Below are 24432 nucleotides of genomic sequence, written 5' to 3' on the forward strand. Positions count from 1 at the left end.
TAATATTTATTGTAGCGCGATAAAAATATTGCAGGGGTTTCAGCAGATGAAAATGGAATTGGAAGACTTAGGATTACTATCCTTGGGGAGTCGTCTAAAGCGAGCAAGCGAGCTATTATTTAAGCAGACTGATGAGCTCTATCAAAGTCGGGGTATTGATTTATCTTCCAGAAGTTTTCCTTTACTGCAGCTTCTTCAGGCAAACGGCCCAACCTCAGTTACCAGCTTAGCTGAGCAGTTAGGGCAGACTCATCCCGCGATTAGCCAAATAAGCAAAAAACTTAAACAAAGTGGTTGGCTATATTTTGAAGTTGATGAACTGGATGAAAGAAAGAAAATGCTGTCTTTAACACCGCAAGGCTATGAGCTGGTTGACCGGTTGCAGCCGCTTTGGAAAAGCTTGCAGCAAGTGCTTAATAATGTGTTGAGGACGACGGGTTTTTCATTGCTTGACGGTATTGGTGTTCTGGAGAGAGCATTAAAGAAGCGTTCACTGACCGACAGGGTAGAAGAGTTTGAAAAGAAAAGTCAGCGAGAGCTGGTTGAAATTATCCATTATATGCCAATCTATCGACAGGACTTCTACAGGCTGAACCGCCATTGGCTGGAGAAATATTTCTACGTTGAGTCTATTGACGAAGAAGTTTTGTCAAATCCTGAGAAACACATCATTGAGCCCGGAGGCTTTGTGCTACTCGCGCGCCTTAATGGCAGGATCATCGGCACTGCGGCACTGATAAACAATGGACAGGGAAGACTGGAGTTATCAAAAATGAGTGTCGACGAGTCCTATCAGGGACTGGGAATAGGAGAGAAGTTGGCAAAAGCGGCTATTGAACAATACAAGGTTACCGAGTTTACTCAATTATATCTGGAGTCAAATCGCAAGCTCACCCCTGCGTTGAACCTTTACTCAAAACTCGGTTTTGTTGAAGAAGAGCCACCTTTTACCCAGTCGCATTACGCCAGAGCAGATATCTATATGGTATTCCATGAAGGCCAATCTGATCGCGTTGAACAATAACTAATACTGTCTGGTAATATCTACATAAAGTGTTAGAGAGTCTCCTGGTTGTAAATACTTTTTACGACCAGCGGTTTTGTTCCATCGTTTTACACTCGCAAGACTTACATTGAATTTGTCGGCAATTCTGGCCAGGGAGTCACCTCTTCTTACCTTGTAGTAAATCTTCTTAGTTTTTTACGATCGCTGCTTGACAGGCTTGCTACTTTTTGAGGCTGTTCTGTCCAAACTACCAGTTTCTGTCCAATTCTTAATGGATCCGTCGGAGCCATGTTGTTCCACTTTGCAAGGCGACGAATGTTGACTTTGTATTTACGAGACAGGTCCCAGAAAGAGTCCCCCTCACTAACTGTTATCGTTAATTTCTGACCCTTTCTCTGGGTATTTTGGGAAGCTATCAATCTTTGTGCAGCGCTTTTGTGATACTTGCTTCTTGCTTCTGATGCAACTGGAATAAGGAGTGATTTTCCTGCTCGTATCTGGTTGCCGCGTATGCCATTGTTTTCACGCAATAATTCAACTGTAGTACGAAACTTTCTTGCGATACTGATCAAACTATCGCCTTGTTTTATAGTATATTTTTTGTAGGATATTCGTTGATCTTGTGGAATCGTTTTTAAGTTTTCCTTAAAGGTCTCAACTTTTTCCAGCGGAAGCAGGATGTAATGAGGACCTTTGGGAGAGGTTGCCCAATGATTGAATGCCGGGTTTAACTGGTAAAAATCGTTCATCGAAATATCGGCCAGAGCTGCGGCTAGACTGAGGTCTATCTGACTTTCGGTAGCGACACGTTCAAAAACAGGTAAATTCGCAACTGGTGTCCAGTTTTCATCTCCATTTGTTCTTTCTGAAAGCATCTCCGCTAAGGCCAGAAGTTTGGGAACATAGGCTTTGGTTTCTTTGGGTAATTTAAGTGACCAGAAATCAGTAGGTTTTCCACGCTTTTTATTCTTCCTGATTGCTCGTCTGACATTGCCTTCGCCTGAATTATAGGCGGCTAGTGCATGCAACCAGTTACCGTCAAACCGTTTATTAAGGTATTTTAAAAATTGAATCGCGGACTGGGTTGAAAGGTAGACATCACGCCTTCCGTCATACCACCAGTTTTGCTTAAGTCCAAAGTTCTTTCCCGTTCCGGGAATAAACTGCCACATTCCTGATGCTCTGCCGTGCGAATAAGCGAAAGGGTCAAATGCACTTTCAACAATGGGCAATAAGGCTAGTTCCAGTGGTAGATCGTTCTTTTCAAGCTCTTCAACAATGTAAAACAGGTAAGGTGTCGCCCGTTCTGTTACTCGTTTCATATAGCTTGGATGACTGGAATACCAGCTTTTCTGAGCTCTGACTCTACGATTATCAGGAATTTCGAAGTTCAGTTGCTTCTGTACTCGCTCCCAAACATCAGAGTAAGCTTCTGGATCTACCTGATCTGATTCACTGGCACAGAAGCCTATCTCTTCATAGAAGGATGGTTTGCTGTGTTGGAGAGGCTCCGAAATAACAGCGGGCTCTATTGTCTGAGTTTGTTGTGAAGCATCGGTAAACTCTAGTGTCTTACAGCCTGAAAACAACAGAGTTGTCAGACAAATCGATAATATTTTAAGCGTAAACTGCAAATTCAACGAACCAACCTCAACAGGAATTCTTCTCGGGTAACTCAGAGCCAGATTTAGTATTTTTTGATGCGAAAATAATCTCAAAAGCTTTAAGCGCGTCAAATGTTATTTTTAATACTCAATCATGTCAAATTCTGGCTCACAAATTGGTTAAAAAGCGTTAAAAATTGTCTTTCCACTGACGAATTACCGAGAATATCTCGGTACTTTCCAGTTGAGAGTGTCCTGAGTGGAGTTCCGCCGCCATTTTTACTGTATCCTCATTGACTCTTAAAAACGGGTTAATTTGCTTTTCGAGCTCTATTGTTGAGGGTAATGTGGGATTTCCCAGTAAGCGAGTTTGCTGAGCTTTTATCAAGTAGTCTGCAAGTTTTTTATTTTTGGGTTCAACGGCTTGAGCAAATTTCAGGTTTGCCAGTGTATATTCATGGGCTGGGAATACTTGTGTGCTGTCAGGAAGAGCGCGGAGTTTTTGGAGCGAGTCCCACATTTGCTCAGGACTACCTTCAAATAGACGACCGCAACCGCCTGAAAACAGGGTGTCGCCACAAAACAAAATTGGTCCGGGCAAGGTTGCAGAGTCAGAGTAATATGCGATATGACCCAGTGTGTGTCCGGGTACCCCCAAAATATTGAAGCCCAACTCAAGTTCTGGAATCTCGATGGTATTGCCATTAACTAGTGCGTGGTCCAAGTTAGCTACAGGGTCGTTTTCGGGTCCATAAGTTGGGCATTTATATTCATTACTTAGTTTTGCCATTCCTCCGGTATGATCCGCATGATGATGAGTTATTAAAATGGCGCAAAGTTTTAGATTCTTTTCTGTCAAATAGCGGATAACCGGTACCGGATCACCTGGATCAACTACTAGTGCATGCTTGGAGTTATGTAAAACCCATAGGTAATTATCATTGAATGCGGGTACAGGAGTGATGGAGAACATAAGTTTCTTGCGCTATCATTAATAGTGTATAAGGTGAGCCAATTTTAGCGGACTTGGCAAGTTGATGCGAATAGCTTAAGCACGAGTCAGCTTTTTACTACTACCAATTGTTTCGGTGGGGTAAGGATTAGTCAAGCTAGTCAAAGCTTGGTTTCCTATTTGAGTAAGGAGGCATTTATGTCACCCAAAAACTTTGAGTACTGGAATCATATTTCCAGTCATTACCGCCGTATAATCCAGGACCAGTTAAGAGAGCACCTAGCTCAAATATTTGGCTACCACGCATTACTTTATTCAAATTTGGCCCATGAAATATGCAGGGACAACCTTGCAATTCAGCATCAGATTTTAATCGGGTATGATGAATCTGGCCTCGATCTTGTAGCGAGCTTCGAAGAGCTGCCTATTGCTTCAGACTCAATAGATTTGGTCGTGTTGCCCAATATTCTGCAAAATAGCGAGAATCCCCATCAAATTCTTAGAGAAGTAGAACGTGTTCTTATCCCCGAAGGTACTGCGATAATCGTTGGACGTAATCCCTTTAGTTGGAAAGGACTCCGCAAACGTTATTGGCAGTGGCGTAACGAGCCGAATGCTATCGAGCGGGATATTAGTAGGCGTAGAATAGATGACTGGTTCAACCTGCTTGGGTTTGAGTCTGAAAGGCTGATCAATGTCAGCGCCACTAATGATCGCTTACAAAAAGGAATATTTTACAACTGGCTCAAAAAAATAGGGCAGTCCTTTTGCAATCTATTTTGTAGTTATTACATCATTATAGCGAAGAAAAAAGTATCTACTTTAACACCCATCCGTCCGAGCTGGAGACGAAATAAACAGCTTGTCCCATCCAGGCTAGCGGAACCAAGTGTACGTTCCCAGGTAGAACATTGGTTTAAGCGACTTGGAGGCTCTTAAAAAGCGAACAATTTATTGCTAAGTGGAGCCTCTACTGCCGTTTTCAGGCAATCTGTGATAAATTGCCTGTTATTCTAAGCATGAAATTCAGGGAATATCCTTTTTGAGTAAAATTGAAATTTTTACCGATGGAGCGTGTCGTGGTAACCCCGGGCCTGGCGGATGGGGGGCCTTACTTAGAGCAGGCAAGCACCAGAAAGAAATATATGGTGGAGAAAAGGAAACTACCAACAATCGTATGGAACTCACTGCGGCCATTAAGGCACTACAACAAATTAAAAATCCGAGCCAGGTGGTATTAACTACTGATTCACAATATGTGAGAAAGGGGATTACTGAGTGGTTAACCGGGTGGAAAGCAAAGGGCTGGAAAAACTCGCAAAGAAAACCGGTAAAGAATGCCGACTTATGGAAGTTGCTTGATGAACAGAATGAACGCCATCAGGTTACCTGGAAATGGGTGAAAGGTCACAGCGGACATACTGAAAATGAGATTGCCGATCAATTGGCTAATAGAGGTATCGATGAGCTGTAATTTGCTCATGCCAGTTAAGTAAATAATGTTAATCAAAAGCAAATAGTCAAGAAGTAGACAGTAAAGATGAGACAGGTTGTACTAGATACAGAAACTACGGGTCTTGAACCCACCCGGGGACATAGAATCATTGAAATTGGTTGTGTCGAGCTGGTTAATCGGCGACTTACCGGAAATCATTTTCATGTCTATATTAATCCTGGACGAGAAATTGATGATGGTGCGATAGAAGTTCATGGAATTACCAATGAGTTTCTCGCAGACAAACCATTTTTCGAAGATATTGCCGAAGAATTTATGCAGTACGTAAAAGGCGCTGAGCTGGTAATCCATAATGCACCCTTTGATGTCGGCTTCCTGAATCATGAGCTTGGTTTATTAAATAACTCACTAGGTAAGCTCGAGGAACACTGTACAGTACTAGATACATTAGTACTAGCTCGTCAAATGCATCCTGGACAAAAAAATAGTTTGGATGCGCTTTGTAAAAGATACGGTATTGATAACTCACATCGTGAATTGCATGGCGCTTTACTCGACTCTGAGATTTTGGCGGATGTATATCTTCAAATGACAGGTGGTCAGACTGACTTGAGTTTAATTCAGAAGCAGGACTACTATAGTGCGCCAAAAGATGATGGTGGAATTCGTCGTTTATCGAAGAATCGTCAAGCATTTAAAGTCTTGACTGCAAGCTCAGAAGAGGAAGCTGCTCACCGAGAATTCCTGGAAAAAATGAAAAAAACATGCGGGGATAAGCTAATCTGGCAATAACAAAATTAATAAAAATATTTTATCTATGACGGACTTTTGTAAATATCACCCTAAGGAATATGCCCATTGGTATTGTCGAACCTGTAATGTGAAATTTTGCAATACATGTGCACCACACCCAGAAAATGAGTACTTGCCTAAATGTGTACTATGTCGTCGCAGCCTTCAGTCATTAAGTATTGCAGAAAAAATCCCTCCTTTTTGGCGGAGGCTTGGCCATTTACTTCAATTGCCATTTGCTGTTAGTCAATTAAGTTTTATTTTTATTTTTGCATTTGTGTTTTCTCTTTTACCTACTGGCAAAATTGGAGCAATTCTTTTTTTACTCTCGCTTATCCCCGTTATCGAGTATCTGTTTAGCAACATGGAGTTGGTTGCCAGTGGCGATAAATTGAATGTTAAATTGTCAGCTTTTCTTAAGTTTAAAAACAAAAGCATGTTTTTGAAGTTGCTTTTTGCCTATGTTTTTATCGTGTTGCTGGTGGCTAAGTTGAGCAGCTCTTTACCACTAATTGCCTTTGCGCTTGCAGCATTTTTCGCTTTGGGGTTTCCCGCCGCATGTATCATTCTGATGATGGAAAAATCGATTAAGGAAATGTTGAACCCCGTCAAGATAATTTACATAATACGTTGCTTTGGTAGTGCCTATTTTGTGCTCTATGGAGCTATAGGCTTAGCTACATACCTGTCCGTCGTGTCGTTTGAATTAGCACTAGATTCGGGAGGCTTTTTAAAGGCGCTGATATTAAATTTATTAATTCTCTATCTGGTTTTATCAGTATTTCTGATGGCTGGCTACCTGGTTTATCAATATCATAAAGAGCTGAACTTTACGATTAATCGTCGCAGTATCAGAGAACAGATTCCATATGCAAGAACTAACGCAATGGCTGAGGTTGACATCATGTTGCAGGAGGGAAGATTTGAAGACGCGAGAAAAATATTATTAGCAAAAATTTCTGATAATCCGCTTGACTATAAGGCAAGTGAAAAACTAATTTTGCTTTATGCTGTGGAAGAAAAGAATTCTTTTTTGAAAAAAATTGCAGATAAATATTTTCTTAATTTAATTCAGCATAATAAGTCTCGTCATGCCGCAGACTTTTTTCATAAACTAAAGGCCAGACATCTAGAATACCATATAGAATCGATTGATGTTCTAACCGCAATTACTCAGGAAATGAAAAACAAAAAACAGTTCTTGACGGCCTGTGAAGCGATAGAAAGTTATATTGATGAAAAACCATATGTCCCTGGTTGGGAAAGGCTCTATCAAGTTTACGCTGAGTTGCTGAATGAGTTTGCGAATAAAGGTGATAAAGCAAAAGTTATTCTCGCGACTATTGTTGAACGAGGAGGGGAACAAGAGGCTATTGACAGGGCTCAGACTTACTTAGACACAATACCGTGAGTTCTGGTCATACCTATGACTGTCGAAAGTTACTTTCTTATCAAGTTTTCAACAAGTTTCCGCTGGTTGATTGCCCAACGACCAGCACTGCTTTCTGCATAGTAAGTCATCATGTATTTAAGCTCCTGTTTAGCTTCGATCAGGTGACTATTTTCAATAAGTCGTTCACAGTAAAGCATAAGTAAATTTGGAGTATCCTGGTGATTAGGATGTTGACTCTTAATAATTGAATGAATTTTTTCCAGCTCTTTTTTAAATCGCTTGAAAGGTAGTTGAATCATTAAATTACCTAAAATGGTAAAGTCGTCGGTCGGCAAAGGGCGCTTGGCAGAGAGAAAATCAATGTATGCCTGCTCAAGTAATTGCCTGCATTCTGGTTGCTTGCTCTTAAGTCTGAAGATACGCTTGGAAATACGCTCGAAGCCGTCACTATGTGGACGTTTTTTCTCAATTGGGTAAATGCGTTTGATTAGCTGGATATCTCCAGGGTGCTCTTCGAGTAGTTGATAATAAAGAGCAAGGGCTTTATCGAAATCTAGTTCTCTAATGAACGATAAAGCCTTGTCGAGAGTTTCTGTGTAATTCATTTTATCGGAAGCTAATTAAACTAGCCTCCGATAGTACCATTAACGATAGGTTCAAAGGCAGTCAAACTGTCTCTTAAACCTGAACTTCCCAAGCCGTGATTAGGGAAAAAGCTTTCAAACTGGTTTTGTTCACCATGAAGCGCCATATAATTGAGTATCACAGTTTCAACCAGCAAATTAGGGTTGTTAGCTGCGGGTGAACTTGCAGTCTCTGTTGAGCCATCGGTTCGCATATAGCCTATTTGTTGATGTATTGCCTGTTCATCTGGCGTGCCGCCAATGAGCTGGGCTCTGCCATCGGGGTTGTAAACCATAAAGAAAGAGGCTGCGGTTGAAGAGTTGTCGCTCTGCCACATAAACTTGCCCCGACCTTCTTCGCTGTTATCAACCACACCATTGCTGCTCACTGAACCATCGCTAAAAACGTACATCATCAGCGGCTTTCCGAGTCGCTTGGCGTATTCAAGACAGGCTCCCATGCAGCGACCTGCTCTAAAATCTCGAACTTCTCCTGTTGAGCGGCCTTGTCCATGATAGTCATATCCTCCCATGGTGATAGTTCCAGCGCCTGCATAGCCGTTAAGTACCATTTTCATTACTGAAGCGGTTTTTCTGAACTCAGAATCTGAATCAAATTCTTCCTGAGTGAAGATTCCGCTCGGTCCAACTATGTCAGGGTCGATTGAAGGGTCAAGTGATGTCGGGTCGCCAAAACGATCGGCAAGATCGGCACTCTTGACGTAACCGCAGCTGACTGGTTTACCGATCGTGTGTGCCTGAGCCGGGTCAGCTGGATAAAGAGGACCATAGCCCATTTGGTTGAGCTTGTGATTCGAGATTTTTGCCATTGATTCCATTACATGAACCGCATCCTGTTGACTCAATAGTCCAACCAGGTCACCAACATCCACTAGACCGGTTACATCACTCGGTCGATCAACTTTGGTTGGTCGGTAAGTTAAATCAATCATTGAAGCTGGCGACATGGAGTTACCGCCCGAGTCGCTATTCTGCGAACCAATTAAGGGGAGTAACTCTCCGTAGACTAAACCCGAATTGCTGGTAGCATAGTGGTTGAGCCCATACATAGGGTTATGCGGATTGTTGCCAGTATCATTATCCGAGCGAGCGGGAATAACTGCTCCATTGGTATTGGCTGCAGTTTCTGCTGTACTTTTATCTTGTATTCCTCGCAAGAAAGCACTGTCACTGTGAAATGCCAGGCCGTAATCTGTGTTGATAAAATCTGAAAGTCCCGTTTGTGGGTTAACGACTGAGGGAACCATGTCTCCGGGCAACCCCTGTCTTGCGTAACCGGCAGAAGAGATAAAGTCAAGCTGTCCGCCACGACCACCAACTAGCACATTGGAGCCCGCAACATTGGCGCCACCAGCAAGGTCAAAACAGATGAAAGGGATTTTATCTGCTCCAGCTACGTCCAGGCCACAAGCCACTTTCATATTCTCTAACTCGGTAGAAAGCGCCGCGTGGGCATTTCCAGTGCCGGTCAGTATTGATAATAAAGATGGACCTAAGATAGTCCCTGTTCCCGCGAGAAATCCTTGGCCGATAAAGTCTCTTCGAGTAACTGGGCGCTTGTGATTATTATGCAACAATGGTGCATTAAGTAGTTGTTCTTTTGTCAGCTTCTTCATCTTACTTGCTCCATTATTACCACTATTGTACTAACACGGCTGCATTGCCGGTTGCCGCTGCACAAACCGCTTTGGACACAGTTTCAGTGCGGTCTGCTGCGCAACTTCCACCACAAGCCGTTAGGTTATCAATCAGAGTGTTTAGTTCAGTTCTGATATCTGCATCGGTTGGTTGCACAGACAGGTTTGTACCAACTGCATTTAAAATCAGAGGATCTAGCAGCAGGTTTCTTTCCGCCTGAGTATCAAATGCCTGACTGGCCGGTAACCCAAAGTCGAAACCGGGAAAATAACTGGCTCTTGCACTAGTATCTTCAATTAGAACATTACAATACTCTATGGCAAGCTGTGTTATTCCCATCTGATGTGCACTGCTGAAAAAGTCGATATCAGTCAAAGTCGGCAGTTGTTGTTTGACTCTCTCGTAAGTTTGAGCAACATCAGTTTGTGCCATACTAATGCCGGTAATTTTCGATAGTGTCGCATGTATTTCATAGAAGTCTCTTACCCCAAACTCAGGACGTGCCGGTAAGTCGACAGGTGTAGAAGGGGAAGGAGGGGGTGGTTCCACAAACGGATTTTCTGCTCCGTTGATTTTTTCAAAAGTTAAGAAAAACTCGTCGGATGTCGTACCTTTTTCCAAAGCGATTATCGTTCCTAACCTTGATATAGCTTGACCCAGTTTTGGTGTGTACTCAGAGCTGTTAAGAACCAAAGATAAATTTTTGTAGGCTTGACCGTTCTTCACTTCTTTCCCGTTGACCGCAATTCTGATTTTTTCCATATCAATATTATCGGGAATAGATTGGTCATTCAGGTTGAGGAAAAAGGGTTTATCGAACAAATAACCATAGCTATCCCATTGGCTAACTTCGAAAACCACGTATGACTCTTCCATGTCGATTAGGTGAGAAATACTAAACAACATAAAGAATTTTTCGCCAACACCAACATCGAAATTCTGTGTTACCTGCTCCATTGACAAGGCTCTATTATGTATTGCAACCATGCGATAGGTACCTTGCCACAGGCGTGAATTTGATGCTTCCTGTCCTAATACAAAAGCATAGGTATCATTCCAGTCATTCAGGTTGCCGCCTGACTCTACCTGCTCTTCGGCAACTAGCTCTCCATTAACATAGAGTTTTCTGCCTTCTGTAGGTGAGAAAGTCGCAACTACATGCTGTAGTGCGGTTTGAACGATTTCATCGTTATCAGCCGTAGACAAAGATGGTTCACCATTTCCATCTGTTTCGCTACTTCGATTGAGAAATTCATAATTGTACATGGTTTGACCCAGAGTGAAGTTACGTTCACTGGTACTTGCAGAATAACCTACAATTACCGCCGGACCTTCCTGGGTAACATTGGCTGGTGCAACCCAGGCTTCAATCGAATATTCGCCAGTGGATTTTATTAGATCATGTAGCTTTTTACTTGAGCTGGTCGAGCCTTGTGCTTTTCCATCGATGATCTGGATACCCCAACCACCGACCCAGTTATATTGGCCTTGCAAGTTAAGGTTGATGGCAGGCTCAACACCACTGGTATCGAAAGCAGTGTTTCCTAGACCTGTTTTAAAATTCCACATAGCGATAACATGAGAATCAAACCTTCCGCCGCCACTGGCAACAATACCGTCTGTTAAAAATAGAGATTTACTGATCAATAGATTCGGGTCTATTTCAGTCAAGGGGATTTGGCTTGAAAAGGCGTCTATTGCTGCCTGCATTTCATTGGCGTTACTTTCACAGTCGCTCCAGCAGTTATGAAACTCACTTCTCAGGCGTTGGACGAATCGCGAATTTGCAGCTGTATCGAGATCGATTCTGGCTTTGGCCGCGGCATATGCAGAATCAATACCTTCGTTGGGATTTGTGTTGCGATCACCATTGGCGAAGAATGGTGAAATTGGATTTGGTGAGCTTTCATCGTGGCAACCGGAACAATATTGATCAAGTAATGGGTAAACTGTTGTTGCAAATAGTGCTGGAGACTCCGGGAATGAGCGAGTTGCTCCCGGATCTCTGATTGGCGGGGCGGTAAACTCTATCTGAGTGCTCGCACCACTGGCGCCGCCTGCCCAGGCAGTAATATAGCTGGTGATGGTATCTGCACAGGCCGAGTCACTACTCAGCCAGCAATTGTGGCCACCTGCAACCTTAGTTACCATCCTAGACTCACTTGGTCTGTCAAGGTCTACAATTGTATTTGCCTCAGCATAGGCAATATTGACGTCTCCCAGGTGAACAAATTCCGGTGATTGACCATTTCCGTGGCACTCTCCACATCGGTTTTGTGCAGACAAGTTGTCCCACACATTTAGTTTAAATGCCTGGACGTCATCTGTAGCAGGCGGTGGACCTGAATAGTTAGAGGAGGGCTCGTCAATAACCAGTGGGTTATCTTCTACCTCGGCACCTCCTCCAGAACATGCTGAAATCAGAACAGCTGAAGCGCTTAATAGTCCTGCTCGAATAGCTACTTTATAGCTTGCCGGAAGAATAGTGATTTTTTCCATTAATCGCATTGCTATTCTCCCATACAATAAACGGCTGATTCAGCAAAGGTTCGCTTGAGCTGATATCCGTTAGTTTTTAATGAATTGACCATTGATTCAATTTGCGCTCTGTCGCTACTATCGACGGGCCGTCTCAGACAAACATTCTCAAACACTTTTTTCACCTGGCATTGAGCAAACTTATCACTGTGCGCCAGTTCCTGGCCCATGGATTTGGCGCCGCTGCCGCTGCCTGGAAGACTAGAATCCCACCCTATGAGCTGGTTAGGGCCCTTACGCCAATAGTTTATCCAGTCGTCATTTTCAGTAATGAAACCGGGTGGAAAGTTGAACTTGTTATTGTGATATTTTGAGACGACACGCGTACCTGTTTCTGGATCTGTTACTCCGGCACTATTGTATGTCAGGCGCCCACTCTCTCCTTCGGGATCGGCCTCAATGTCATAGTCATAATCATAGTAGGCAAAAGACTGGATCATAGGATCCATGCCTGCGTGACAGCCATAACAGGAGTTCATAAAGATACGACTGTCACCACCGGGACTGCGAGAAACATCCTGACGAATTCTGTCAGCAGCACGTTCGATATCTTTAAGTGGCTCCAGATCATCACACATATGGTTGATCAGGGTAAATCGAAACAAAGCTCTATTGGTTCCATCGATTAAGAAAGCTTTTGCTGATGCCCTACTGGTAAGGATTCCCGCTGTGGCAGCTGTTTCCAAACCGGTTACGCTAGATTGTGCCGCTTGGGCTAATGTTGTACTAAGAGGCAGGGCCTGCATTTCAATTTGTTCATAGTGCGCATTACTATTATTAGAGTATGCTGGAAGCCCCATTCCTGACTGGCCCGTATAAATGATATCGCCATACAGCATTTGGCGAATATCGATATCATCTCGAATCATCCCAATTACAGTAGCAGAATAGTCATTAAGTGGAGCAAACACCGTTTGTGACTCATTGGTCCAGGGGGTTACCCAGTTTTTCAAGGTTACTGTATAAAACCTGTCATTATCCATTGCGGTATACGCAGCGCCGACAGGATCGCTGGCATTGATAGACGCTTCCATTTGATCAAGAACAGCTTCTGTTGGTGGAATACCCGCGAGCCGGTCGTGGATTCGTTTTGCTTGTTCTCTTGCTCCAGCCTGAACTGTCGAAGTCATAGAGGATAAGCCGATCGCAAACGCGACCGTGGCTGCGAGCGATTTTTTAACGAGAAATTTTTTTCTCTGCTCAATATGGAGGTTATTCAATTTCATGCTCTTGATCCTGTGAACTTCGTTATAAATGAACTAATTAAATCCGAAGTTTTCTAATAAAGGCCTTGTGTTATTATTGTTTGTTGTTCTCGTCATGAGATGTCTGTTGATGCTAATATATCCTTATTGAGTGATAATCTATTTCTACGGCCAACACTATAAAGAGGCTAGCATAGCTAAATTTCTCCAAGTTTTTCGTGATTACTTGCACAGAAATCAATAATGAAGAAGTGCATAATACCGTCCAATAGAGAAAAGAAACCGTTTAGCCAGTTTTACAAGATGAACTATGCAAACTGTTAATTCAATTAACGAATTAGTCTGCATTTTCGGTATGATTCTTTTCAGCCAGGGCCAAACATTAAAGTACCGACGGTATAAAAATTGATTTGGCTATTGCACTAAAAATCAAATGGCTATTGATGTTAACTCATAAACTTGTATCGAGTTGCGCTAAATTGAAGTGTTTAGTAACTTTGATATAAGGCCAGCTTTTTTTATTTATTTTGTGCGAAGAAATTTTTGAAAAGTTAAAGTCATTTGTATTTAGGTAATTCAGATTAACCACATAATTTTCGTAGGGCACAGGAATGAAGATTTCAGAAGTCGATTTGAAATTAAAAAGGTTTGGGCCTTTTTGTGCCTTATTAGTCGCTTTTTTATCTGGCTGTGGTCAACAGTCTGGTAGCGAACAGGGAGGCCAGGACGCGGATCCTGTTGTAGTAGATTTTCCAATAGCCTTTGTGACAAGACCTTTACCACAAGAAATGGATGATGCTGGAAACAGTACGCCGATCCCTTCTGATTTAAGAGAACCTATTGGCTTTAACCCTGGCGCGCAGCTGATGCTTAAAGACAGGGCTACGCCAAGTGCTTCAGAAGTGGATATAACTTCATCAGCTTTTGATGAAGGAGCGCTGTATGATGTCAAAGATGTAGAGGTTTCTTTTGATGGACTCAAGCTGGTTTTTGCGATGCGAGCACCAGAAATTGAGGGAGTCGATGATGATGAGCAACCAACCTGGAATATATGGGAATATGATCGAGCAACTCAAACATTAAGACGAATCATTGATTCTGATATTACCGCTGAAGAAGGTCAGGATGTTGCTCCACATTATTTACCTGACGGAAGAATTGTTTTTGCATCAACCAGACAACGTTTAGCAAAAGCTGTATTGCTAGATGAAGGTAAGCCTCAATATGCTGGACTGGATGAAGATCGAAATGTAGAGGCATTAGCGCTACACGTGATGAATGATGATGGCAGTGAAATCAAGCAAATTACCTTCAATCAAAGTCATGATACTGATCCGACAGTTTTATCTAATGGTAAAATAGTATTTAGCCGCTGGGATAATTATTCGCGTGATTCGATTAATCTGTACCAGGTTAATCCGGACGGCAGCAATCTTGAAATTCTCTATGGAATAGAAAGCCATAACACCGGATCGGATGATTCCGTTATCGATTTTGTAAACCCAAGGGAAGCTGAAGACGGTCGATTACTTGTTCAAATCCGTCCAAACTCTACCACGCATTATGGTGGAGAATTAGTCTATATCGATTGGGAAAATTTTATCGATATCAACCAGACTACAGTTCCTGCAACAGGTATGGCTGGGCCTGGCCAGGTATCGGCTACACCGTTTGATGTGAGGACTGACGAAGAACCTTCGAGCGGAGGTCGTTTTGCCAGTGTCTACCCCTTGTATGATGGAAGTGGCCGTACATTGATTAGCTGGACACAATGTCGTCTGAATGCGGTGGATGAAGATGACAACCCGATCATTATCCCTTGCACTGAAGAAGCTCTTGCTGAGCCTGATGTCGAAGAAGCACAGCCACTCTATGGTATATGGATTTATGATCCACAAGATGGGACTCAACTACCGATAGTTACTCCAGTAGAAGGTATGATTGCACACGAAGTTGTCGCAATGGGGCCGAGAGATTTACCGGCAGTGATACAGGATATTGAATTTTCTGCCGAAGTCGAGCTTGTTGAAGAAAATATGGGAGTGGTCCATATTCGAAGTGTTTATGACTTTGACGGTGTCGATACCAGCCCTAATGGTATTTCTATGCTGGCGGATCCTGCACAGACTTTAGCTGCGAACAGGCCGGCCAGATTTATCAGAATTGTGAAACCGGTGTCTATGCCTGACGATGATCTGGTCGATCTTGACGGCGCAGATTTTGGTCGCAGTCAGGCCGAACTTATGAGAGACATTGTTGGCTATACCATGGTTGAACCAGATGGTTCTGCTATGTTTAAAGTTCCTGCCGATATTGCATTTTCACTGAGCGTTCTTGATGCAAACGGTCGCAGGATCGGTGGCCGCCATAGTAACTGGATGAGCGTCAAAGCGGGAGAAGTAAAGCAGTGTAACGGATGTCATACCAGAGACAGCAGTTTACCTCATGGTCGCCTGGATGCTCAGGCTCAATCAATTAATGCTGGCGCGACATCAACCGGAGCTCCTTTTCCAAACACTAACCCTGACTTATTTGCTGATGAAGGTGAGACAATGGCGGAGGTGTGGTCTCGGTTAAACGGTATCAGGGATTTATCGCTTGATATCCGTTTTGATGATGTCTGGACAGATCCCGCTGTAAGAACTCCTGATGAGTCTTTTAGTTATTCATACAGTGACCTTTTGACTCCTGCACCAACTGATATCGGCTGTGTAACCGAATGGGCGGGAAGGTGCCGGATTACAATTAACTATTTGGACACAATACAACCACTGTGGGAGTTATCCCGAGAGGTGACTGATGGAATGGGGAATCTAATTCAGGATAATACTTGTACTGGATGCCATAGTAATCAGGATTCAATGGGACAGACTCAGGTTCCAGTTGCCCAGTTAGAACTGGTCAGCACACCAAGTGTTGACGAACCTGATCAAATTACTTCGTATCGTGAATTACTGTTTCCCGATAATATACAAGAGCTAGTTGATGGCGTTCTGGTGGATCAATTAGTTCAAGCTACTGATGGTGATGGCAATCCTGTTTATGAGACAGATGCAGATGGTAACCTGATTTTGGACGCTAACGGTGATCCAATTCCTGTCATGGTGCCTATTACAACGCAGGCGATAATGAATGTCGCTTCTGCGACCGCGAATCAGCGATTCTTTCAATTGTTTGATGCAGGAGGCTCTCATCAAGGATGGTTGACTCCGGCGGAGTTGAAGCTAATTGCTGAATGGTTAGATATCGGTGGGCAATACTACAATAATCCCTTTGACGTACCACAGTAATTTGGTATTCAATAGGGCTGTCAGTTTTAGGGATAGATATAACATTGAGAATAATTCTAATTGCCGCAGGCCGATTTCTGAGCTGGAGCCTGCAGGGCATCATTTTATTGGCTGGAGTAGCGAGCCTCTCGGCGCTTGCTGAAGACGACTATCAGGTTGTCGAAATTGCCGAGCCTTTCATCGAAATGCACACCGGGCCCGGGCGGGGGTATCCAGTTTTTCATGTCGTTGAAAAAGGCCAAACAATCCAGCTGATCAAAAAACGAACAGAATGGTACAAGGTACTTGCAAAACGTAGCAAGCTCGGTTGGGTACATGAGGATCAACTTCGAAGAACCTTAACACCAAGCGGTGAAAACTTTGAGATCAACAAGCCGGATCAGGAGGGTTTTGTGGATCGAAATTTTGAAGCAGGGATGTTAGCGGGCGATTTCGGAGGCGCTAATGTGATGACTCTGTATGGCGGCTGGAGCTGGACTCAGAATATTTCAACTGAAATTGCTGTTTCACAGGCGCTGGGTAATGTTTCAGATATTCAGTTTATCAATTTGAATATCATGCATCAGCCATTTCCTGAGTGGACTTTTTCTCCTTACGTGAAAATAGGAACGGGACGAGTAAAAATTTCTCCAAATGCGACCATCATCCAGCCACAAGATAGAGAAGATGAAATGGTACACGCGGGCGTGGGAATGAGGGTTTACATATCCAGGCAGTTTTTTCTAAGAGCAGAGTATAATGCTCATACCATATTAACCAGTAGAAACGATAACGACGAAATAGAAGAATGGAAATTAGGATTCAGCGTATATTTTTAGTACCAGCCATTGTGCTTGGCCTTGGCTCAGCAGTGATACTTTCGCCATCGGCGAACGCGCAAGAGCCACAGGAAGAAACTAGCAGCGAAGACAAAGATGGTGGTCTTTCGAACATAAAGATCTTCGATCCTCAGGTTGAGCGCAGAGAAGTCGATAGAGATGCGATAGATAATGAAAACTGGGAAATTGGTGTTCACTACGGGATCATCAGTATTGAGGATTTTGGCTCTTCAGGAATCTCTACTCTTTCTGCTTCATATCATGTAACCGAAGATTTTTTCATTACTGCAGCTTACGGTGAAGCAACTGCTGGCGAAAGTAGTTTTGAGAGGTTGAGTGGCAATGTTGTTCTGCTGACGGAAGAGCAGCGAGAGTATAGTCACTATAATGTCGCTCTAGGATTTAATGTTCTACCAGGCGAAGGATTTATAGGGAGAGATCTGGCTTTTACCAGCTCGTTTTATTTAATGGGAGGACTTGGTAGTACCAAGTTTGCTGGAGATAATCGTTCAAGTGTCACCCTTGGTGGCGGCTATCAGGTACTTTTCAATGACTGGTTTTCAGTTCATTTTCAGCTGAAAGATCACTTCTATGATATTGAGTTACTCGGTAGTGCAAAAACGGCAAACGATCTGGAATTCTCTACAGGATTCACAATATTTTTCTGATAGCCGGTTATAATCTTATCAATAAGACAGTTAAGCAACTTCATTGATGTATGATGCTTGCTGTAAAGTGAATTTAATACAGATACTATAGGACCAAAGGTAATGTTAAAGATAAAGTGGATAAGAAGCTTAGTTGCAATTTTACTGATTGGCGGTGCTGGTTCAGTTTTGGCTGAAAAGAAAATTCCAGCTCCTGATTTCACTTTGAAAAGTCGCAGTGGTGAAAATGTGCGCCTCTCAGAAATGCGTGGTAGTGTTGTATTACTTAATTTCTGGGCATCATGGTGTGGTCCATGTCGTCAGGAAATGCCTATTTTGAATGACATCCATAAAAAATATGAAGCGCTTGGGTTCACTGTTTTAGGAATAAATGTTGACCGTAAATCCGAAAAGGCCAAAGAGTACTTGAAAGGTACACCGGTAGATTTTCCTGTGCTTTATGATCCAGAAAGCAAAGTGAGTGAGCTTTATAGTGTTTCTGCAATGCCGAGTACAGCATTTATTGATCGCGATGGTAATGTTCGGTTTGTTCACGCAGGTTATAAGCCAGGTGACGAAGATAAGTATAAGAAAATGATCAAGGAATTGATGAGAGAGTAATAATCCGCATGAAACCAAAGTTCATAATACGCTCTATTGTAGGCGCTGCAATAGTATTACTTAGTGGCTGTTCTTCAATAGAACCCTGGGTTAAACCCTACGAGAGACAGAATCTGGCGGACCCCATAATGGCGTTCAGCCGCGCACCTGTGTCTGATAACTATTTACACCATGTATATCAGGCAAGGGAAGGTGCCAGAGGTGCTGAAGGTAGTGCTGGAGGTGGCTGTGGCTGTAATTAGCCGACTCGCTGTCGTTTTATCTGGATTCAGCCTGTTTTTTTTCTGTCTGGATTCAAATTCTGCGGTTTTACCTGAAGACCGTGCGGATGCTCTATATCATTATTACGATGGTGGCGGAGTAACTATTCAGGGACCTTCAATTCTGGTTAGAAAGTCGATCAAGGATAAGGTATCTGTATCGGCGAACTATTATGTAGATAATGTTAGCAGTGCGTCGATTGATGTTGTTACCACTGCAAGTGCCTACACAGAGCAAAGAATAGAAAAGAGTGTTGGTGCTGACTATTTACATGATAAAACTATCATGAGCTTTAACTATACTGCGAGTGACGAAAACGACTTTTCTGCGAGGTCGGCACACTTCAATGTATCGCAAGACTTCTTCGGCGATCTGACTACTTTAACTCTAGGTTACTCACAAGGTTGGGATGAAGTTGGTAAGCGTGATGAAGATGATTTTAAATATGATGCTGATAGAAGAAATTTTCGTCTGGGTGTAACCCAGGTTATCACCAAAAATAGTATTTTGGCGCTGTCCTGGGAAACTGTTACCGACCAGGGACAGTACCTGAATAATCCTTATCGCGCAATTCGGTACCTGGATCCTTCGGTTGGTTCTGGATACAGTTATCAAGATGAAGTTTATCCCGATACTCGTACCAGTGATGCGATTGCCATTAGAGGGATGTATTATCTTCCCTATCGTGCTGCAGTTAAGCTCGAAGCTAAGCGCTTTGCTGATACATGGGGTATCAATGCAAACACATTCTCGGTCGAATATGTGCATCCCTATAAAGACGAGTGGATTTTCGACGGAAAGTTGCGCTTTTATCAGCAAGACCGTGCGGATTTTTATAGTGACCTGTTTGAACGAATAGATGAGCAGAACTTTCGTGCAAGAGACAAGGAAATGAGTACTTTTTCCTCCGTTACCCTGGGTTTTGGCGCGAGCTACGAAAAAGAGTTAAAGGATTGGCGATATTTGAATAAGTATATTGTTAACTTAAGCCTGGATCATATTCAGTTTGATTTTGACGATTTCAGGGATTTACGAGTTTCAGCTACTCCGGGAACCGAACCGCTGTATAGCTATAATGCGAATGTAATCAGGCTCTTTGTTTCTGTTTTTTATTAGCTCTTTAGTCAGGCTTGAGTAGAGTGAAAATGTAATACAAAAAAGCGGCTTCAAGCCGCTTTTTTGTATTACTGTTTTCGCATGCGATTGTTAATTGAAGTCTATTTTCGGGACTCGCCAATCTCGAGCTTTTTCACTTTCGGTTTCACCGAAATCAATCGGCACACTTCCTAGTTCAATGTGGCTGGAAACCATTTCGATAAATTCGTTATAGGCGTAGCGACATTCTACCCGATCAGAATAAGGACCATAGTCTACCCCCTCACGAGTCTTAAAAAACCAGTAACCGTTATTCTTAAAAAAACGTCCTGATCGGGAAAACTCGTGAGCCTCAGGCTCACCATTGCGATAAGAATATTGAGACATCCTGATTACCATCCTTCTTAAGTCTGTAAGCAAAACATAACCGAACTGCAGCAGGCCTTGAGCGGTTTTTATACAGCTAAAGTTAAAAATAGCTTACAAATTCCTGTTAGTTCAAGTAAAACTCGCTTGTTAGAACAAAAAAATCCTAATAATCTTAAATTATATATATAGCAATCAGGTTACGGTAACGCCCTATCTAAGGTACAGGCAGCCTAACTTTCTTGAGGTTCTACGTATAGTTCTGGCCATACACGGACACTTTTTATCATGTTTGACTTGATTTGAAGTATTTCCATGGGATATCCAGCCAGTCTTAATCCGGTGCCAGCCTGTGGTATTGATTCTATATACTCCAGAATTAGTCCATTAAGAGTCTTAGGGCCATCAGTTGGTAGTGACCAGTCGAGTGTGCGATTGATATCTCTTACTGTTGCAGAACCGTCAATAATAATACTGCCATCTTCATCCTGTTGGATATCTTTGCTGGAATCGGCAAAGTCAGTGGTGAACTCCCCAACTATTTCTTCCAATATATCTTCAAGGGTAACTAATCCCAGTATGTCTCCATATTCATCTACAACGAGACCTATGCGTATTTTCTTGCGCTGAAAATTGAGTAGTTGGGTGTTTAGCGGCGTACCTTCCGGAATAAAATAGACCGGAGTCATTGCCGCTAACAGATCTTCCTTGGTTAATGAGTCCTCATTGTTGGCAATCAATTTGATGATTTGTCGCGCATGAAGGAATCCCTGAATCTCATCAATTTCATCCTTGTATACAGGAAGTCTGGTATGAACTGCTGTTTTTAACTGCTTTAAAATAGCATCCATTGGCTCGTTAATATTAATCCCGGCAACCTCATTGCGTGGGATCATTATGTCTTCAACTGTGACCTGCTCAAGATCGAGAATACTCAAAAGCATTTTCTGGTGTCTTTTCGGAATTAATGCGCCAGCTTCATTCACAATGATTTTAAGTTCATCGGAGTCCAGATTATCTCCGTCTCTGCCATCAACCTTGACTCCGATTAATCTCAACAATCCGTTTGTAATTGCATTTAATCCAATCACCAGAATAAACAGTGTTTTGTACATCGGGGTCAGGATAAAAGCCGCTGGAAAGGCAATTTTTTCGGGATGTAATGCTGCGAGTGTCTTCGGGGTTACCTCTGCAAATACCAGAACAATGAATGTCAAACCCAGAGTGCTGATCAAAGGGCCCATTTCACCCCAGAGGCGAATACAGATAACGGTTGCAATGGATGCAGCCAACAGATTGACAAAGTTATTACCAATCAGAATCAATCCGATCAACCGCTCCGGGCGTTTAAGAAGTTTCTGGGTTAGCAGGGCACCTCTGTTTTTATTTTTTGCCAGATGCTTCAATCGATAGCGGTTGAGAGACATCATTCCCGTTTCTGAACTTGAGAAAAAGGCTGAGAGTAAAATCAGGATGAATAAAATGACCGATAAGGTCGTCGTCGAAATGCTGTCCAATGCAGTAAAGGCTCTATGCTGTAATCTAGGTTGATCGGTTTATTCTGCTTCATTTTGATAAAAAACTAGCAAAAACGGAATTTATCACAGAATTTAACTAACAATATACTCTAAAACCAGTTTGCTGCCAAAATAACCGGTCAGTAACAGTAAAACTCCCACCAGACTCCAGCGTGCGGCAAAAACTCCACGCCATCCACGTACATATCGCCCAAACATCAATACTGACAATACCAGCCACGAGGCTACAGTAAGTACAACCTTATGTATCGCCTGGTTTGATTTCAACTCCATTGGTAACCAGATAACTAATGCCAACGAAATAGACATGAAAATAAAGCCTACAGTAAGAAGTTGAATCAAATATCGTTCCATTCCCTGTAGAGGGCCGAGCCATTGGTGGATATTGGCCGGATGGTGTTTAAGCCCTCTGTCGAGATAAAGCACCAGAATAGACTGAAGAGCTGATAACAAAAGTATGCTCATAGCCGCTATTCCGGTAAAAATATGTAGTAAATTTAGAGGCTTACCTTCCAGGATAAGGATATTGCTTCTGTTGAGCAAAGTTGCTTCGAGAATAGATATAGCTGCAATGGGCAGAGTGACCAACAAAAGTGAATGAGCCCGGTGTTTTATCAGGTTCCAGCATACCATCCACATGGCGAGCCAGGTGGTCATACTAAATATATTAAACAAGCTTAAATTTTGGCCTTGCCCGCCATCAATCAGCTTGTAACAGAGAAAACCATGCGCAAGCAATGCAATAATCAGTGCAACGACGGTATAGTTACTTAATGTTCTGCCGGCAGTCAGATTACGCCATGTGTACACAAAAATGGCCAGATAAATCAGTATACTGGCAACTTCCAATAAAATAATCAAAAGGCTAAAACCCAATAATTAACATGGGGTTATTATCAACCAGGCAAGATTTAGTGTAAACCTTTTGGAGTGAGAAAAGCAGTTTCAATTAGTGACCTATCTCAAGCATTAGATTGATTCCGGGCGCTTTTCTGTCGTTTTGTCGTGATTAGATATCAAGGTTGCAGCAGCAAGTAGAGCGGCGAGGGCGGAAGTTTTTGCGATTGCACGCCGGATAGAGGATAATAGCCGCCAAATAGTGTACTTGGACCTTAAGTTTAGGATTTTTGAATGTTTAATAATCTAAGTGATCGTCTAAACCGTGTATTGAAAAAGGTTAGTGGTAAAGGACGCATTACCGAAGACAATATCAAAGCAACCCTGCGTGAAGTGCGCATGGCTCTGTTGGAAGCAGATGTTGCTTTACCGGTAGTGAAAGACTTTATAACCAAGATCAAATATCGTGCTTTAGGTAAAGAGGTCAAATCCAGCCTGACGCCAGGTCAGGCATTCATCAAAATTGTAAACGATGAAATGATCGCTGCCATGGGTCAGGCAAATGAGTCTCTGGAGTTAAAAGCAACTCCTCCTGCAGTGGTTTTGATGGCCGGTCTACAGGGGGCGGGTAAAACAACGTCTACCGCCAAGCTGGCTCGCTACCTAATTGAGCGCGAAAAGAAGTCGGTTATGGTAGTCAGTGCTGATGTTTACCGTCCTGCAGCGATTGATCAGCTGGAAAAAGTAGCAGAAGAAGTCGGAGCAGCTTTCTTTCCCAGTGACGTCTCGCAGAAACCAATAGATATTGCCAATGCCGCAATTAAAGAAGCGAAAAAGACTTTTGCTGATGTTTTGATTCTTGATACTGCCGGACGACTGGCGGTTGATGAAGATATGATGGATGAAATCAAAGCTTTACACGCCGCGGTGAAGCCTGCTGAAACATTGTTTGTCGTCGATAGTATGACCGGCCAGGATGCGGCAAATACTGCCAAGGCCTTCGACGAAGCCTTACCTTTGACTGGTGTGGTTTTGACTAAAGCTGATGGTGATGCGCGTGGCGGTGCGGCACTCTCTATTCGTCATATCACCGGTAAGCCAATCAAGTTTATCGGGGTTGGTGAAAAGCTGGATGCTCTTGAGCCTTTCCATCCGGAGCGTATTGCGTCGAGAATTCTCGGCATGGGCGATATGCTCTCATTGATCGAAGAAGTCGAGCGTAAAGTTGATAAGGAAAAAGCCCAGAAACTGGCCAAAAAGGTTATTAAAGGAAAAGGGTTTGACCTCGAAGACTTCCGTGAGCAGCTGGTGCAGATGAAAAATATGGGGGGCTTGACCGGATTAATGGATAAGCTTCCCGGGATGGGTAATATCCCTCAAGCAGCAAAAGATCAGGTGAATGATAAGATGACGGTTCAAATGGAAGCCATCATTAATTCAATGACGCCGCAGGAAAGAACGAATCCGGACTTGATAAAAGGTTCGCGAAAGCGCCGTATTGCGCTTGGCTCCGGTACCGATGTGCAGGCTGTTAATAAGCTCCTGAAGCAGTTCAAACAGATGCAGAAAATGATGAAGAAGCTCAAAGGAAAGGGTGGCATGATGAAAATGATGCGTGGCATGCAAGGAATGATGCCGGGTGGCGGAATGCCGCCAATGGGGCGTTAAGTCGCTTTAAGAACGCTTTGAAATAGCAGGCTTTGATTATAAATAAGGGCAAAGCTTGCTAAT

Annotated in this window: 22 protein-coding genes; 12 read left to right on the forward strand and 10 right to left on the reverse strand. The window is 42.9% G+C overall.

The genetic code is table 11. From position 1 onward, the window contains the following. Positions 1-46 precede the first annotated feature (46 nt). Positions 47-1024 (forward strand): bifunctional helix-turn-helix transcriptional regulator/GNAT family N-acetyltransferase, encoded by a 978-nt coding sequence (locus IYN84_RS01640; RefSeq protein WP_196137423.1) that lies wholly within the window; start codon positions 47-49, stop codon positions 1022-1024. Here the strand turns inward: IYN84_RS01640 and IYN84_RS01645 are convergent, their stop codons facing one another. From IYN84_RS01645 to gloB, 3 genes are all read right to left on the reverse strand, one after another. Next, positions 1025-1189 (reverse strand): LysM peptidoglycan-binding domain-containing protein, encoded by a 165-nt coding sequence (locus IYN84_RS01645; RefSeq protein ID WP_196138532.1) that lies wholly within the window; start codon positions 1187-1189, stop codon positions 1025-1027. Beyond that, positions 1174-2646: a LysM peptidoglycan-binding domain-containing protein gene (locus tag IYN84_RS01650; protein WP_196137424.1), complete on the reverse strand. Its 1473-nt coding sequence runs from the start codon at positions 2644-2646 to the stop codon at positions 1174-1176. The genes IYN84_RS01645 and IYN84_RS01650 overlap by 16 nt, the downstream gene beginning before the upstream one ends. Positions 2647-2800: 154 nt before the next feature. Continuing rightward, positions 2801-3583: a hydroxyacylglutathione hydrolase gene (gloB, locus tag IYN84_RS01655; protein WP_196137425.1), complete on the reverse strand. Its 783-nt coding sequence runs from the start codon at positions 3581-3583 to the stop codon at positions 2801-2803. A 177-nt stretch (positions 3584-3760) separates the two neighbouring features. Between gloB and IYN84_RS01660 the strand changes: the two genes are divergently transcribed. The 4 genes from IYN84_RS01660 (at position 3761) to IYN84_RS01675 (ending at position 7221) form a co-directional block, all read left to right on the forward strand. Further along, entirely contained in the window at positions 3761-4501 is a 741-nt protein-coding gene (locus IYN84_RS01660; protein ID WP_196137426.1) for a methyltransferase domain-containing protein, read from the forward strand. Positions 4502-4604: 103 nt separating this feature from the next. After that, a complete protein-coding gene (rnhA, locus tag IYN84_RS01665; protein ID WP_196137427.1) occupies positions 4605-5036 on the forward strand; it encodes a ribonuclease HI in 432 nt (143 codons plus the stop codon). Between the two features lie 66 nt (positions 5037-5102). Then, the gene (gene dnaQ, locus IYN84_RS01670) at positions 5103-5810 is read left to right on the forward strand and encodes a DNA polymerase III subunit epsilon (RefSeq protein WP_196137428.1); all 708 of its coding nucleotides are present in this window, start codon (positions 5103-5105) and stop codon (positions 5808-5810) included. 88 nt (positions 5811-5898) lie between these two features. Further along, entirely contained in the window at positions 5899-7221 is a 1323-nt protein-coding gene (locus IYN84_RS01675) for a hypothetical protein (protein ID WP_196137429.1), read from the forward strand. A 29-nt stretch (positions 7222-7250) separates the two neighbouring features. Here IYN84_RS01675 and IYN84_RS01680 read toward each other — a convergent pair whose 3' ends face one another. The 4 genes from IYN84_RS01680 to IYN84_RS01695 are packed head-to-tail and all read right to left on the reverse strand — an operon-like array spanning position 7251 to position 13249. Beyond that, positions 7251-7808, reverse strand: coding sequence for a hypothetical protein (locus IYN84_RS01680; RefSeq protein ID WP_196137430.1), 558 nt, complete (start codon positions 7806-7808; stop codon positions 7251-7253). A gap of 20 nt (positions 7809-7828) precedes the next feature. Further along, a complete protein-coding gene (locus IYN84_RS01685) occupies positions 7829-9463 on the reverse strand; it encodes a general secretion pathway protein GspF (protein ID WP_196137431.1) in 1635 nt (544 codons plus the stop codon). A 22-nt stretch (positions 9464-9485) separates the two neighbouring features. Next, positions 9486-11993: a LamG domain-containing protein gene (locus IYN84_RS01690; protein ID WP_196137432.1), complete on the reverse strand. Its 2508-nt coding sequence runs from the start codon at positions 11991-11993 to the stop codon at positions 9486-9488. Positions 11994-11995: 2 nt separating this feature from the next. Beyond that, entirely contained in the window at positions 11996-13249 is a 1254-nt protein-coding gene (locus tag IYN84_RS01695) for a DUF1585 domain-containing protein (RefSeq protein WP_196137433.1), read from the reverse strand. 590 nt (positions 13250-13839) lie between these two features. Between IYN84_RS01695 and IYN84_RS01700 the strand changes: the two genes are divergently transcribed. From IYN84_RS01700 to IYN84_RS01725, 6 genes are all read left to right on the forward strand, one after another. Then, the gene (locus IYN84_RS01700; protein WP_196137434.1) at positions 13840-16518 is read left to right on the forward strand and encodes a hypothetical protein; all 2679 of its coding nucleotides are present in this window, start codon (positions 13840-13842) and stop codon (positions 16516-16518) included. 44 nt (positions 16519-16562) lie between these two features. Beyond that, positions 16563-17336 (forward strand): outer membrane beta-barrel protein, encoded by a 774-nt coding sequence (locus IYN84_RS01705; protein ID WP_196137435.1) that lies wholly within the window; start codon positions 16563-16565, stop codon positions 17334-17336. After that, entirely contained in the window at positions 17306-18004 is a 699-nt protein-coding gene (locus IYN84_RS01710) for an outer membrane beta-barrel domain-containing protein (protein ID WP_196137436.1), read from the forward strand. The genes IYN84_RS01705 and IYN84_RS01710 overlap by 31 nt, the downstream gene beginning before the upstream one ends. A gap of 102 nt (positions 18005-18106) precedes the next feature. Beyond that, positions 18107-18604 carry a TlpA disulfide reductase family protein gene (locus IYN84_RS01715; protein ID WP_196137437.1) on the forward strand — a complete coding sequence of 166 codons (498 nt, stop codon included), beginning with the start codon at positions 18107-18109 and terminating at the stop codon, positions 18602-18604. Positions 18605-18612: 8 nt separating this feature from the next. Next, entirely contained in the window at positions 18613-18846 is a 234-nt protein-coding gene (locus tag IYN84_RS01720) for a DUF4266 domain-containing protein (RefSeq protein ID WP_196137438.1), read from the forward strand. After that, positions 18833-19981, forward strand: coding sequence for a DUF3570 domain-containing protein (locus IYN84_RS01725; protein ID WP_371734721.1), 1149 nt, complete (start codon positions 18833-18835; stop codon positions 19979-19981). The genes IYN84_RS01720 and IYN84_RS01725 overlap by 14 nt, the downstream gene beginning before the upstream one ends. 90 nt (positions 19982-20071) lie before the next feature. On the opposite strand, the gene IYN84_RS01730 is transcribed toward IYN84_RS01725, so the two are convergent. The 3 genes from IYN84_RS01730 to IYN84_RS01740 form a co-directional block, all read right to left on the reverse strand. Further along, complete coding sequence (locus IYN84_RS01730; protein ID WP_196137440.1) at positions 20072-20347, reverse strand: DUF6316 family protein; 276 nt, start codon at positions 20345-20347, stop codon at positions 20072-20074. A 212-nt stretch (positions 20348-20559) separates the two neighbouring features. Further along, positions 20560-21843 (reverse strand): HlyC/CorC family transporter, encoded by a 1284-nt coding sequence (locus tag IYN84_RS01735; protein WP_196137441.1) that lies wholly within the window; start codon positions 21841-21843, stop codon positions 20560-20562. Between the two features lie 93 nt (positions 21844-21936). Further along, positions 21937-22725, reverse strand: coding sequence for an inner membrane protein YpjD (locus IYN84_RS01740; protein WP_196137442.1), 789 nt, complete (start codon positions 22723-22725; stop codon positions 21937-21939). 270 nt (positions 22726-22995) lie between these two features. Here IYN84_RS01740 and ffh point away from each other — a divergent pair, with 270 nt between their 5' ends. Further along, positions 22996-24369, forward strand: coding sequence for a signal recognition particle protein (ffh, locus tag IYN84_RS01745; RefSeq protein ID WP_196137443.1), 1374 nt, complete (start codon positions 22996-22998; stop codon positions 24367-24369). Positions 24370-24432 lie beyond the last annotated feature (63 nt).

Source organism: Aliikangiella sp. G2MR2-5 (genome assembly GCF_015687155.1).
Classification (GTDB): Bacteria; Pseudomonadota; Gammaproteobacteria; order Enterobacterales; family Kangiellaceae; genus Aliikangiella.

What these genes read in the sequence shown, in the direction of transcription:
- IYN84_RS01640 (WP_196137423.1), top strand. Translation starts at nt 47, where the DNA reads ATGAAAATGGAATTGGAAGACTTAGGATTACTATCCTTGGGGAGTCGT.
- gloB (WP_196137425.1), bottom strand. Translation starts at nt 3,583, where the DNA reads ATGTTCTCCATCACTCCTGTACCCGCATTCAATGATAATTACCTATGG.
- IYN84_RS01660 (WP_196137426.1), top strand. Translation starts at nt 3,761, where the DNA reads ATGTCACCCAAAAACTTTGAGTACTGGAATCATATTTCCAGTCATTAC.
- dnaQ (WP_196137428.1), top strand. Translation starts at nt 5,103, where the DNA reads ATGAGACAGGTTGTACTAGATACAGAAACTACGGGTCTTGAACCCACC.
- IYN84_RS01680 (WP_196137430.1), bottom strand. Translation starts at nt 7,808, where the DNA reads ATGAATTACACAGAAACTCTCGACAAGGCTTTATCGTTCATTAGAGAA.
- IYN84_RS01685 (WP_196137431.1), bottom strand. Translation starts at nt 9,463, where the DNA reads ATGAAGAAGCTGACAAAAGAACAACTACTTAATGCACCATTGTTGCAT.
- IYN84_RS01690 (WP_196137432.1), bottom strand. Translation starts at nt 11,993, where the DNA reads ATGCGATTAATGGAAAAAATCACTATTCTTCCGGCAAGCTATAAAGTA.
- IYN84_RS01695 (WP_196137433.1), bottom strand. Translation starts at nt 13,249, where the DNA reads ATGAAATTGAATAACCTCCATATTGAGCAGAGAAAAAAATTTCTCGTT.
- IYN84_RS01700 (WP_196137434.1), top strand. Translation starts at nt 13,840, where the DNA reads ATGAAGATTTCAGAAGTCGATTTGAAATTAAAAAGGTTTGGGCCTTTT.
- IYN84_RS01710 (WP_196137436.1), top strand. Translation starts at nt 17,306, where the DNA reads ATGGAAATTAGGATTCAGCGTATATTTTTAGTACCAGCCATTGTGCTT.
- IYN84_RS01715 (WP_196137437.1), top strand. Translation starts at nt 18,107, where the DNA reads ATGTTAAAGATAAAGTGGATAAGAAGCTTAGTTGCAATTTTACTGATT.
- IYN84_RS01720 (WP_196137438.1), top strand. Translation starts at nt 18,613, where the DNA reads ATGAAACCAAAGTTCATAATACGCTCTATTGTAGGCGCTGCAATAGTA.
- IYN84_RS01730 (WP_196137440.1), bottom strand. Translation starts at nt 20,347, where the DNA reads ATGTCTCAATATTCTTATCGCAATGGTGAGCCTGAGGCTCACGAGTTT.
- ffh (WP_196137443.1), top strand. Translation starts at nt 22,996, where the DNA reads ATGTTTAATAATCTAAGTGATCGTCTAAACCGTGTATTGAAAAAGGTT.